Origin of the sequence: Bartonella sp. MM73XJBT.G, from assembly GCF_028618435.1 — a bacterium.
Lineage (GTDB): Bacteria > Pseudomonadota > Alphaproteobacteria > Rhizobiales > Rhizobiaceae > Bartonella.
This window is the reverse complement of record NZ_JAQISW010000001.1, coordinates 105,395-117,967: the sequence shown is the minus strand read 5'-3', so window position 1 is coordinate 117,967 and position 12,573 is coordinate 105,395. Positions and strand designations below refer to the sequence as shown.

Here is a 12,573-nt window from a genome sequence, read left to right as displayed (position 1 = left end):
GCACGATTGTCCTCCCCTGCTTGGTTTGCTGAGTGTCTTCAATGTTTTTGCTTTATCTTTTTTGCCATTCAACGTAATAATCTTAAGTTCTGATGATTCATAACAAATGGGAAGGGGTTTTTATGTCTGTTCTTACAGATCCACTTCAGCTATTACAGGCACTTATTCGTTGTCCTTCTGTTACACCTCGTGAAGCAGGGGCTTTATCAACGTTGGAAAAATTTTTGAAAAAAATGGCATTTCATGTTGAGCGTCCTATTTTTACGGATAAAAATACAGATAATGTTGAAAATCTTTATGCAAAAATGGGAAGCGAAGGACCCCATCTTATGTTTGCAGGTCATACGGATGTTGTACCGCCAGGTGCATTAGAAGATTGGGCTTATCCACCTTTTGAAGCTGTTATAGATCAGGAGAAATTATATGGGCGGGGGGCTGTTGACATGAAAGGCGGTATCGCCTGTTTTATTGCCGCTCTAGCGCGGGTTCTTGAGAAACAATCCATTAAAGGCACAATAAGCCTTTTGATTACTGGTGATGAAGAGGGGCCTGCTATTAATGGCACGGTGAAACTTCTCCAATGGGCAGAAAACAGAGGTGAAAAATGGACTGCAGCTCTTGTGGGTGAACCAACAAGCGTAAAGGCTGTTGGTGATGTTATCAAAATTGGTCGCCGCGGATCGATTTCTGGGATCATTACTGTGAAAGGTCTTCAAGGTCATGTTGCTTTTCCAGAGCGGGCTGCCAATCCTTTGCCTTTAGCAAGTAAACTTATTCAAGCATTAACACAAACGGATTTAGATCAAGGGACAGAGAATTTTCAACCCAGTAATTTAGAGCTAACAACCATTGATACTGGTAATTTGGCGGCCAATGTTATTCCAGCGCAGACAACGGTTCGTTTTAATATACGCTACAATGATCTTTGGACAAAAGAAACCTTGATGGCGAAAATTGAAAAGTGTCTTGCTTTGGTGCAGTCAAAAAATAACAGTGGTCAATATCCCTCTTATCAGCTTGAATGGATTCCAAGTTTAGGGGATGTTTTTTTGACCAAAAATGATAAACTTATTCAAATTTTATCCAATGCTATTAAAAGTGTAACAGGGAATACACCAGAATGTTCTACGTCTGGGGGAACTTCAGATGCGAGATTTATTAAGGACTATTGCCCCGTGGTTGAATTTGGCTTACCAGGGCAAACGATGCATATGGTAGATGAATGTGTTGCCCTTGATGCATTAGAAACGCTTACGGCTGTTTATGAGCGTTTTATTGTTGATTTTTTTGCCTAAAGAAATAATTGCTTGGTTCAATAAATAATGCCGTTATCTTTTGTTACCATAAAACATTGTCGTTTGAGGTTTTAACATCTTAAGTGGTTTTAGAGTAGATGGTGAGTATAAACTGGAACTTTCGCTCGTAAAGCCTTCAGTTCAGTGAATCACATCAGTGGAAAATCAAGTGGAACCTGTTTTAAGAAGTAAAGCCGTTTACAGACCGGATTGGGTTAAGAGTGTTCGTCCTTTAAGGTGCAGGGAAACAATTAGCGTGCAATTCATTGAAGGAATGAACGTTATATCACAATTGATATGATGACAAGTTGAAGCCATAAAGACACATAAAAATAGGTCACTTTTCTAAAAAGTTTCTACAACGTAAATGCATTCATTTTCGCTATATGCCTTAATATGTTTTCACGCAAAAAATTCTTTGTTTTAATGATTCTTTATTAGAAGAAAATCCATAGAAACACACTTCCAGTTTATTTTATCATGCTCTTTTTACTCAAAAGAATCTGCGTTACAGAAAAAATCATGATAAAGTAGAAGGTAAGCTTGTTCAATCAATTTTAATATTTCTGATAATAAAGATATATGAAAAATCTTTTATAGCATCACATTAGCTTTTTTAGCAAAGAAATTCTCTTCAATGTTTGTTATATGCAACGGAACTTATGAATAGTATAATATAAAATCTCCGGCGTATCACTCTCTTTACACTTATGAAAAAGAAAGTTAGACTATCATATACTTTTCTATCTCAAAATATTTCGATAATTTTAGGTGCTTGAAAATAGTCATAAAAAGCATTTTTATACGTCTTTTGTATAGTTTGTATCCACACACTCCGCTATTTTTAAAAAAAGTAAGAATTAATATATTATAAAACTTTTGAAAAAAGTCTTACAATATTTTAGTTTCATTTTTGCTATAAAAAATAATAATTATTATTGAAATCAATATGTTGTTATAAAGGCTTTAGTTTGCAAGTTGGCTGATAATATGATCAAGAATAATACGTCCTTTGGTTGTCACTTTTAGACGTTGGTTATCCACCATTTCTACCAATTCTTGGTGTTGTAAATCGATAAGTTTTTCCATTGGGATGCGTTTTGGGCTTAAAGTTTCATAGCGTGTAAGTTCCAAGCCTTCACAAAGGCGTAACCCCATAAGGAGCATTTCATTCGCCTGTTGCTGAAGAGTTAATCGTTCTGTTTCAATACAGCCATGTCCTGTTTTTTCGACTAATGCAAGCCACTGCTCGGGATTCTTTTCATTGATTGTGACATAACGTTCATGGTTTTCAAGATGTGATAAAGATGTTTTTGAAAAGGTGGAAGAATGATTTGATACATTTTCAATAAAACGACCGTGTGCTCCTGGACCAAAGCCTGCATATTGGTGATAACGCCAATAAAGAAGGTTGTGTGCTGATTCAGCACCAGGCATGGCATGGTTTGAGATTTCATAGGCGGGAAGTCCATACAGAGCTGTTATTTCTTGGGTAAGATGATACAGATCTGCTGCGAGCTCTGATGGAGGAAGGATAAGCCTTCCTGCATCATGAAGTCGTTTAAAGGCGGTTCCTTCTTCGATTGTCAATTGATAAAGAGAAAGATGGTCTGCTGCCAAGTCAATGGCTTGTACAAGTTCAGATTTCCATTGTTCAAGGGTTTGTTCGGGACGAGCATAAATAAGATCAAAGGATAAGCGTGGAAAAATTTTCCTTGCTAAATCAATGGCATAAAGAGCTTGCTCTACATTATGGAGTCGGCCAAGTTTGCGCAATGCTTTATTATTGAGTGCTTGTATTCCTAAAGATAACCGATTAACACCTGCAGCGCGGTATCCGCGAAAACGTTCTGCTTCCACACTGGATGGATTAGCTTCCAACGTAATTTCAACTTTATCATCAAGTATCCACTTTCTTGCAAGTGCTTGCAAAAGGGCATCAACAGTTTGCGGCTCCATAAGAGAGGGGGTTCCCCCACCAATAAAAATACTCGTAATATGGCGTGGACCTATTTTATGATATTGCGTTTCTATTTCGCGCTCAAAGGCGGTGACAAAACGCGGCTGATCAACACCATGGATACGAACATGTGAATTAAAGTCACAATAGGGACATTTAGCAGCACAAAAGGGCCAATGAATGTAAATGCCAAAAGGTTCATTCATGAGAATGCCAAAAGGTTTTCTGTCAAAAGTTTAAAAGCCCGTGCGCGATGTGAAAGAGGGGGAATATCATTGTATTGCCAGCCGTGTTTTTGCTCTGTTGACATTTCTCCAAAGGTATTTTCATATCCATCTGGTAAAAAAATAGGATCAAAGCCAAAGCCTTTATTTCCCCGTGGAGGCCAAATGAATGTTCCTTCAACGTATCCGCGGAAATAATCTGCATGAGTGTCAGGCCACGCGATACAAATGACGGATACAAAACGGCATTTTCGTTGGCTTTTTTCTCGCGCTCCGACTTTTTGAAGCTCATCTTCTATTTTTTGCATCGCTTTTGGAAAATCACGTGTACCATCGGCTTGAATCGCCCAGTCAGCTGTATAAACGCCCGGTGCACCATCCAATGCATCGACTTCTAAGCCTGAATCATCAGAGAGAGCAGGAAGTCCTGTTTTTTTTGCTGCTGCAAAAGCTTTAATGTAAGCATTTTCTTCAAATGTTGTTCCTGTTTCTTTCGGCTCTGGCAAGCCAAGCTCTTTTGCTGATTGTATTATTAAACCGAAAGGTGCAATCAAGGTGGTGATCTCATGTAATTTGCTGGTGTTATGTGTCGCAATGACAAGTCTTTTATCTGCTATACTTCTCATATAGATTTCTCCAAAAATGAAAGGGGAACTATTTTTGCGCTAGGAACCAGCTTAAATGCTCATATACACACATATTCTGCTTGATTTTATATGATAGGGTTATTTTACACGTTTTATGATATTTTATTCAAATAAAATTTTTCGTATTTTGTGAAGACAACGATTAAAAAGACATGAGAAACGATTTTTTTATGAAAGCTTTCTTATGATAAAAATCTAATTTTATACTCCCGGTGGTTTATAAATAAACAAGCTCCTAAAGAGACCAATTCCTATCTTAAATATCCAATGACACGCTCTAATAAAAACACCTCATACATAATTTATACGTTTATATCATCACTATAAAATGTGGTGTTTTATGGCTCAATAGGATAATATATTTTTATACTACTTTAGATTATTTGACCAGACATTGGCAAAACTTATATAAGAGAAGAGCATTTTTTTAGTAGTGAAACAATTGTGATGAAGCACAAATCTATTGATAATGAACTAAAATATCTTGATGAGCGTTCGCGTGATATTTTTCGCCATATTGTTGAAGCCTATCTTAATGATGGTGAACCTGTAGGGTCACGCAATCTTTCGCGACTTTTGCAACAGACATTATCACCTGCGACGATTCGCAATGTGATGAGTGATCTTGAACATCTCGGTTTGATTTATGCACCGCATGTTTCAGCAGGGCGAATGCCAACCCAATCGGGTTTACGCTTTTTTGTTGATGCATTTATGGAAGCCGGTGATTTGCCAAACGAAGAGCGAGAAAATATTGAAATGCAAGTCAAAGAGGCAGGTCATGCACAATCGGTTGAAAATTTTCTTGTTCAAGCAAGCCGAGTTCTTTCAGACCTCTCCCGTGGGGCAGGGCTTGTTCTCGCAACAAAACAAGAAGGAACATTGAAACATATTGAATTTGTGCGCCTTGATAGGGAGCACGCTCTTGCCGTTTTAGTGACTCAACAAGGTGAGGTTGAAAATCGTATTGTTCATTTGCCAGAAGGGGTTACCCATGCACAATTGACAGAAGCGACGAATTTTCTAAACGCCCATATTCAAGGGCGTACATTGAGTGAAGCTAAAGGGGAAATTGCGTGTCTATGTGCACAAACACGGGCTGCACTTGATGATTTATCACATCATCTTGTTGAAACGGGATTAGCTCTTTGGGGAGGAGAAGGTGCTGATCATAAAATGCACCTCATTGTTCGTGGACGCAGTAATTTGCTTGAAGATGTGAAAGCAGAAGAAGATTTAGAACGGTTACGCCATTTATTTGATGATCTTGAAACACGTGAAAGTATGGCCCAGCTTCTCGATTTAACGGATGAAGGGTCAGGGGTTCGAATTTTTATTGGTTCGGAAAATAAGTTATTTTCACTTTCTGGTTCTTCTTTAGTCGTAGCACCTTATCGTGATTCACAACAAAGAGTCATTGGTGCTTTAGGCGTTATTGGTCCTACACGGCTTAATTATGCAAGGATTGTGCCTATGGTTGATTATACAGCTCAACTTATGTCACAGTTATTGCGTTAAAATGATACGGTTAAGTATTTGTACTATAAAAGCTCATTGTATTATATACATCTATACCCCTTGATTTTTGTCTGTAAAATTTCGATATCGAGAATAACAAATCTTATGAAGGAATAGAATTTTTATGTCTGATGAAAAAAACAAATTTACTGACGCTTCATTTGAAAATTGCGATTTAAAAAAACCAGCTGATCGTAATACACTTAAACAAGCAGCGGATGAATTTTTAAAAACACATAAAACAGAAGCACATGGAGAGGTTGAAGAAGAAAGTAATGAGGTTGATCCTTTAGCGGCTTTGCAGGATGAAAACAAAGATTTGAAAGATCAGCTTTTACGTCTTGCAGCAGATATGGAAAATCTTCGACGCCGTACTGCGCGTGATGTAGCGGATGCAAGGGCTTATTCTATTGCTAATTTTGCACGGGATATGTTATCTGTTTCTGACAATCTCAATCGTGCTTTGGAAGCGATTCCAGAAGGTGCACGAGAAAGTGATGCTGGTTTAAAATCATTGGCAGAAGGTGTTGAAATGACTGAACGTGCCATGATGGCAGCATTAGAGCGTCATGGTGTACAGAAAATTCATCCAGAGGGACAAAAATTTGATCCTCATTTTCATCAAGCGATGTTTGAAATTCCTAATGCCGATGTTCCCGATAACACTGTTCAACAAGTGGTTCAGGCTGGTTATATTATTGGAGAAAGGGTTTTACGTCCAGCGATAGTGGGTGTGGCCAAAGGAAGAACAAAAGAAGCTTCTGTTGAAACTGATTCGGCTTAAAACATATTAATAACAAGTCTCCAGCGTAAAATTCAGCATTTCCTGTGATTTCGCGTATATGGGGTCTTTCCTCAAAGAGTTTTAAAGGGTGTTACAAACACCCTTTTATCTTTGAAGTGACCAACTTCCTTTTACAATATATGGAGCATCGCTTGAGGGAGATGGCGATGAAAATAAAACAAAATGATCAACATCAAAGGGAGGAAATGAAAAATCACTCCGAGAGGACAGATAAGGAGGAAGATCTTCAGGTTTAATATCGAGCAGTCGCGCAATAGTAATATGCGGTGTAAATTCTTTTTTATCAGGTTCTAGCCTCAAGTGGCTACGAATACATTGCATCTTTTCGTGTAAAAGATTGAGAGCTTCACAAGATTGAATGCGGACAACAAGAGAATGTGGAGCGTTTTCTGAACCAAAAACGTCAAAACCCTTCATTTGTAGCATAAAAGGAGGGAGCTTTATTATGTCAAAGGCATGCCTAAGTGCATCTTCTGTATCACTTTCAACTTCACCGAAAAAAGACAAAGTGATGTGAAAATTCTGCGGATTAATCCACTGTGCATTTGGTAAGCCATTTTGCAACGATACAAGTTGTTGTGTTGTTTGTTGAGGAATCTGAAGGGCACTAAATAAACGGTCCATAATGTTATCTCCTTATAATGAAAAGATGCTATCCCAAGTGCAATAAAAGATAAAAAGTGCAATAACAGATAAATTGAAAGTAAAAAATGTCACATAAGATAAGGCAATAGTATAGAAAAATAATGTCTAAAAAATGCTTACCATAATTATAAATGTACGAAGATTATTTGTTTTAAGAAAATGGTTATGATATCGATCAAAATAAAAATTGCGTTTTCATAATATGCATCACAATGATCTGAAGGCGGGGATTGCTTTTGTATTATAAAGGCTACAAAGTGAGCAGAAAATAAAGAAAGTTTATCAATTTCTGATTTGTGAAATTATCTTGATATTATTTTTATTTTGCTTAAAAGCAAACATATTCAATCCAAGTCAAAATTCCCTTTTCTGTAAAGATGTAAATCATATGATTAAGTTAGATAAAAACCATAATACACAATAACTATTTAAATAGGCCCAATAATGTTAAAATAGCAAACAAAAAATTCTGCATAATACAATTAGGATAAGCTGTCACATTTATAATAATTGTGCCAATCTACAGTGGATATGAATCTTGGCATAAAAATGAGAGAAGAAATCAAAATTCAAGATAATGATAGAAAATTCTTATTCTTCAAGGATCATCATTCTTTTTTATTATGAGAAAGGGCTAGTTTTCCTCTCCAAAGTTGTTATTGATGAGCTTTTCAAGAGCATTAAGGGCATCTGTTGCTTCTGGTCCCCAAACACGAATAGTGAGGTTGCAACCGGATGAAGCCGCTAGCATCATGAGTCCCATAATTGATGTTCCACCAACGATTTTTCCATCTTTTTCAACTTCAACAGTGGCATTAAAATTGTCAACAGTTTGTACAAATTTTGCAGAAGCCCTTGCATGCAACCCACGTTTATTACAGATATTAAAATGACGACTAAGTTTAGAGGGGAGGGTATCTTTGGGAAGCATCAGTATTTTATCATCCGCTATAAAATCATACTTGGTACATTAATATATTTACGCCCTGCTTCTTGTGCTATTCTTAACGCGTCTGATAATGAGATATCAGGACATTTGCGAATAGAAATCAATTTAATAAGCATGGGCAAATTAACCCCCGAAATCATTTCAACGCGTCCTTTTTCAATAACAGGAATAGCTATATTTGATGGTGTCCCACCGAACACATCTGTTAATATGATGACGCCATTATCTGTATTTGTATCGGTTACTGCGGCTATAATATCACCTTGGCGCTGATCTATATCGTCATCGGGATAAACACATATTGTTGCGAACTTTTCTTGTGTTCCAACAACATGTTCCACGGCATGTAAAAATTCAACAGCTAGCTCACCGTGCGTTACAAGCACGAGTCCAATCATTTACGCAAACTCCTGTTAACTAATAAGATCCAACCATATTGGTGGGAAGGATATTTTACAAGGCTTTGTCTTGCTGCCAAGAAAAATTTGCAAAAAAAAGGCAAAAAAGTGTGATTTTTTTATCTTTGGAAAAAATTAAACAGTTTTATGCCATATTTTTCTGAACAAAAATGCTTCAATAGCTTGACAAATGGCTGTACAATCGGCCTCGTGAAGAGAGGGAAGTTTTAAAAGAGGAATGTGCAAATCTTCAAATTGAAAAGTTTTATTTGTGGAAAAACGTTCGTATTCAGGGCCAAGAAAAATAATACAATCGATAATTGTTTGCTTTTGAAATTCTATCATGTAGAGACCAGCACCACGAATCTCGATACCGCCCTGTAAGTCTTCAGGCGTGTATCCATGAAGTTTTCCATTTTTCACACGTAGCATTGTATAATCATCACTGATAAGTTTTGCTTCACGTTTTGACCACTCAGCGCGGTCGAGCAAAGCAAGGGTAATGGTTGATTTCCCTGATCCCGATGGACCTATAATCAACAGCCCCTTTCCTCCCAGTTGAAGACAATTTGCGTGGAGTATTTCACATTTTATTTTCATGTCTTTTATTTTGTGGTAAAAGATTTATTTAACGAGGGGAAGCATAATAATAAAACGTGCACCAATTTTACATTTTCCAAGTGCTGGATCAATAATATTTTCGGCTGTAATTGTTCCATTATGGGCCTCAATGATTTGCCGACTAATAGAAAGGCCAAGTCCAGAGTTTTGTCCAAAAGCATCTTCATTTGGTCGATCAGTATAGAAACGTTCAAAAATGCGTTCAATATTCTCTGAACGAATACCAGGGCCATTGTCTTCAATGGTTAGAATAAGAGTTGAAACATGACTTTTCATAGTAATGCAAATTTTTCCCCGATTACGGGGAATAAAGGAACGCGCATTTTCAAGAAGATTGGAAATCACTTGCCCTAAACGGAGCTCATGTCCTAACACAAGATAAGGTTTTCCATAAGGACGTGGGATAATATTCAAGCTTACATCGATGGTTTGTGCATTGCGGTATACTTCCTGAACGGCATGAACAAGACTTTCCAAAAGCGGTGTCATATCAACGATCTCTGCGGTTTCTCGTGCAAGCTCTGCATCGAGCCGTGATGCATCAGAAATATCTGTAATCAACCGATCAAGACGACGCACATCATGTTGAATAATTTCAAGCAACTTTTCTTGTGCTTCTTCATTTTTAGCCAGAGGGAGGGTTTCAACAGCACTACGGAGAGAAGTGAGGGGATTCTTTAATTCGTGGCTTACATCAGCCGCAAAGCGTTCAATGGCTTCAATACGCATATAAAGAGCATTGGTCATGTCACGAATAGAGGTTGAGAGATGACCAATTTCATCTTCACGCATTGAAAAATCAGGAATTTCTACACGCTGATTATTGCCATTCCGCACTCGGTTAGCAGAGGCAGATAATTTGCTTAATGGATGGGCAATCGTATGGGCTAAAAAGAGCGAAAGAACCAAAAGTACACTGCCTACAACGACAAAGACTTTAAATATAACCAGTCTTTCGGCCTTTACAATGTTATCAATATCGGAGCCAGTTGTTGAAAGAAGAAGGGCGCCAACCACTGCGCGATAGCGTTGAACAGGAACGGCAACAGAAACGATAAGTTCACCTTGTCTGTTGCGTCTTTTTGCGGTAGCAAGAGATCCATTTAATGCTCGGTATACTTCTGGATAAGCAATATCACGGTTTTTTGTTTGTTCTCTATCAAAAGCAATACCTTTTCCATAAAATGTGTTTGAATACCATGCAGTCAAGCGATCCCATATATTTTGTTCTGTTTTAAGTGGGGGTAAATCATATTTAAAAACGTCTCCACTAGAATAAAGAACCCGTGAGTCAAGAAGTAAAGTAGCATCACGATCATAGATACGTGCTCTTGTCGTTTTAGGTGTGATGAGACGTCGTAGAAGAGGGGCAACTTGTTCAGGATTAATGGGGAAGTCCCAAGAGTCTGTTGATTGAGGGGCGGGTGTAATGCTTTCACCAGTCTGTAACTCTAAGAGTTTTTGGGGGTCAATGAGGATAGAGTTTGTATCTACTGTGGCGGAAGCTGCAATAGCTCCGGCAATAATTTTTCCTTGGGTACATAAGCTTTTAATTTTTGCTTCAATTAAACCATCGCGAAATTGGTTAAGGTATAAAATGCCTGTAACCAGAACGGCAAGGGCAGCAATATTTAATATAACAATGCGGCGTGTGAGACTGGAAAAAAGCAATTGTCTAAAGAGACGTTGTATTCGAAGGTGTAAATGAGTAAACATAAGAAATGGTGCTGAGGATATACCATTAGGGGCTATTTTTTTTAGAGTTTCCAGTTGAGAATTTTCTGTCATCGATTTGATTGCCATTCAAATTTTTGCGACAAAGCAGTTTTACACCTCGTGAAAACGATAACCCACACCATAAAGTGTTTCAATCATTGCAAAATCATCATCCACTTGTTTAAATTTTTTACGCAGACGTTTAATATGACTATCAATGGTGCGATCATCTACGTAGACCTGATCACTATAGGCAGCATCCATTAAAGCATCACGACTTTTTACAACGCCTGGTCTTTGTGCGAGGGTTTGCAGAATCAAAAATTCCGTAACAGTTAAAATAACAGGTTTATCTTTCCATGTACAGGTGTGACGCTCTTGGTCCATCACAAGATCTCCACGTTTGAGGGAAGAGGTGGAAGCAGTTCCTGTGGAAAGCGGTTGGTTACGAGCATTGGAACGGCGCAAAATAGCTTTTACGCGCTCAATGAGAAGACGTTGGGAGAAAGGTTTTGTAATAAAATCATCAGCTCCCATTTTAAGACCAAATAATTCATCAATTTCATCATCTTTGGACGTCAGAAAAATAACTGGAAGGTCAGATTTTTGACGTAAACGACGCAAGAGCTCCATCCCATCCATTCGGGGCATTTTAATATCAAAAATAGCTAAATGTGGGGGGTGAAGTGTGAGACCTTTGAGTGCAGATGCTCCATCTGTATAGCTTTCAACCCGATATCCTTCTGTCTCAAGCGCAAAAGATAGAGATGTCAAAATATTGCGATCATCATCAACAAGTACAATCGTTTGCGTGATTGTTGGTGTATCTTTCATGGTTTCTTAGACCTTTCTATTGCTGTGGTAGCAAATTACCCACACTTATTTATATGGGAGTTCACATTTTTTTTGCAAAACAAATATGATACAAATTGTAGCAAAGTAAAAAACCTGTTGTCATTCTTGTAAAATCTTGTTTTGCTTTCATAATTTATAATGTTTCTACGTCTATTAAGATCCCTTCGTTTGAGAGAAAATTTGCATAAAGGCTTTTTTTATTAAAATTTATTGCGAAGTTTATTCTTATTTTTGTCTCAAAATTGAACATGTTTAGTTTTGATTGTTGAAGTTTAGAAAATCCGCCTATGTGTTTTAAGAGCAAAGACAAGAATGTGGCAATATATGCACAAAAATTTGTTTCTGCTATACGATAAGGAGGTCATAATGGGATTTTTTAATTTTATTAAAACCGTAGGTGAAAAGCTAGGTATGGGGGACCATGAACCAAAAGAAAAAGACTTTAAGGCCGCATTTGATCATTTTCAACTCGATACAGAAAAAGTTAATATTCAAATTGAAGACGGTAAAGCTATTTTAAGCGGTGAGGTTCCAGATAGGGAAACACTGGAAAAAGCACTTTTGGTTGTTGGTAATTCACAAGGCATTTCTTCTGTGGATGTTGAGCAATTAAAGGTTATAGATACAACGTTTAGAAAATCTTCTCGTTTTTATGAGGTTAAGTCTGGTGATAATCTTTGGAAAATTGCTGAAGAGGTTTATGGAAAAGGGCAAGGTGATAAAAATACATTTATTTTTGAAGCCAATAAACCAATGCTAAAATCTCCTGATAAAATTTATCCTGGACAAGTTTTGCGTATTCCTGAAGTTGACCATATTTACGCATAAAAGAGAATAGTTTTTTGCTTATGTTATGGCATTAAACAAAATGAAGAAGCGTAAAAATTTCACACTTCTTCATTTTATAAAATGTGTGTTTATAATAATTAAATAAAAAGGG

Annotated in this window: 12 protein-coding genes; 4 read left to right on the top strand and 8 right to left on the bottom strand. The window is 37.3% G+C overall.

The genetic code is table 11. The annotated features are described in order from the left end of the window. The first annotated feature begins 122 nt into the window (after window positions 1–122). On the top strand, window positions 123–1,295 hold the full coding sequence (dapE, locus tag PVV59_RS00455) for a succinyl-diaminopimelate desuccinylase (protein WP_273753915.1): 1,173 nt from the start codon (window positions 123–125) through the stop codon (window positions 1,293–1,295). A gap of 966 nt (window positions 1,296–2,261) precedes the next feature. Here dapE and hemW read toward each other — a convergent pair. Further along, complete coding sequence (gene hemW / locus PVV59_RS00450) at window positions 2,262–3,461, bottom strand: radical SAM family heme chaperone HemW (RefSeq protein WP_273753914.1); 1,200 nt, start codon at window positions 3,459–3,461, stop codon at window positions 2,262–2,264. Then, complete coding sequence (gene rdgB, locus PVV59_RS00445; RefSeq protein WP_273753913.1) at window positions 3,458–4,105, bottom strand: RdgB/HAM1 family non-canonical purine NTP pyrophosphatase; 648 nt, start codon at window positions 4,103–4,105, stop codon at window positions 3,458–3,460. Before rdgB ends, hemW begins: the two co-directional genes overlap by 4 nt. 468 nt (window positions 4,106–4,573) lie before the next feature. On the opposite strand from rdgB, the gene hrcA reads away from it, so the two are divergent. Both hrcA and grpE read left to right on the top strand, forming a co-directional pair. Then, window positions 4,574–5,644 carry a heat-inducible transcriptional repressor HrcA gene (hrcA, locus tag PVV59_RS00440; RefSeq protein ID WP_273753912.1) on the top strand — a complete coding sequence of 357 codons (1,071 nt, stop codon included), beginning with the start codon at window positions 4,574–4,576 and terminating at the stop codon, window positions 5,642–5,644. A 124-nt stretch (window positions 5,645–5,768) separates the two neighbouring features. After that, a complete protein-coding gene (gene grpE / locus PVV59_RS00435; protein ID WP_273753911.1) occupies window positions 5,769–6,428 on the top strand; it encodes a nucleotide exchange factor GrpE in 660 nt (219 codons plus the stop codon). 105 nt (window positions 6,429–6,533) lie between these two features. On the opposite strand, the gene thpR is transcribed toward grpE, so the two are convergent. The 6 genes from thpR to PVV59_RS00405 form a co-directional block, all read right to left on the bottom strand. Beyond that, complete coding sequence (thpR, locus tag PVV59_RS00430) at window positions 6,534–7,073, bottom strand: RNA 2',3'-cyclic phosphodiesterase (RefSeq protein ID WP_273753910.1); 540 nt, start codon at window positions 7,071–7,073, stop codon at window positions 6,534–6,536. 655 nt (window positions 7,074–7,728) lie between these two features. Next, window positions 7,729–8,025 (bottom strand): HPr family phosphocarrier protein, encoded by a 297-nt coding sequence (locus PVV59_RS00425; protein WP_273753909.1) that lies wholly within the window; start codon window positions 8,023–8,025, stop codon window positions 7,729–7,731. Between the two features lie 17 nt (window positions 8,026–8,042). After that, the gene (locus tag PVV59_RS00420) at window positions 8,043–8,441 is read right to left on the bottom strand and encodes a PTS sugar transporter subunit IIA (protein ID WP_273753908.1); all 399 of its coding nucleotides are present in this window, start codon (window positions 8,439–8,441) and stop codon (window positions 8,043–8,045) included. 135 nt (window positions 8,442–8,576) lie between these two features. Beyond that, window positions 8,577–9,041: an HPr kinase/phosphatase C-terminal domain-containing protein gene (locus PVV59_RS00415; RefSeq protein WP_273753907.1), complete on the bottom strand. Its 465-nt coding sequence runs from the start codon at window positions 9,039–9,041 to the stop codon at window positions 8,577–8,579. Window positions 9,042–9,065: 24 nt separating this feature from the next. Further along, window positions 9,066–10,850: a sensor histidine kinase gene (locus tag PVV59_RS00410; protein WP_273754073.1), complete on the bottom strand. Its 1,785-nt coding sequence runs from the start codon at window positions 10,848–10,850 to the stop codon at window positions 9,066–9,068. Window positions 10,851–10,889: 39 nt separating this feature from the next. Continuing rightward, complete coding sequence (locus tag PVV59_RS00405; protein WP_039759370.1) at window positions 10,890–11,612, bottom strand: response regulator transcription factor; 723 nt, start codon at window positions 11,610–11,612, stop codon at window positions 10,890–10,892. A 387-nt stretch (window positions 11,613–11,999) separates the two neighbouring features. On the opposite strand from PVV59_RS00405, the gene lysM reads away from it, so the two are divergent. Continuing rightward, window positions 12,000–12,461 (top strand): peptidoglycan-binding protein LysM, encoded by a 462-nt coding sequence (gene lysM, locus PVV59_RS00400; RefSeq protein WP_273753906.1) that lies wholly within the window; start codon window positions 12,000–12,002, stop codon window positions 12,459–12,461. Window positions 12,462–12,573: the final 112 nt, after the last annotated feature.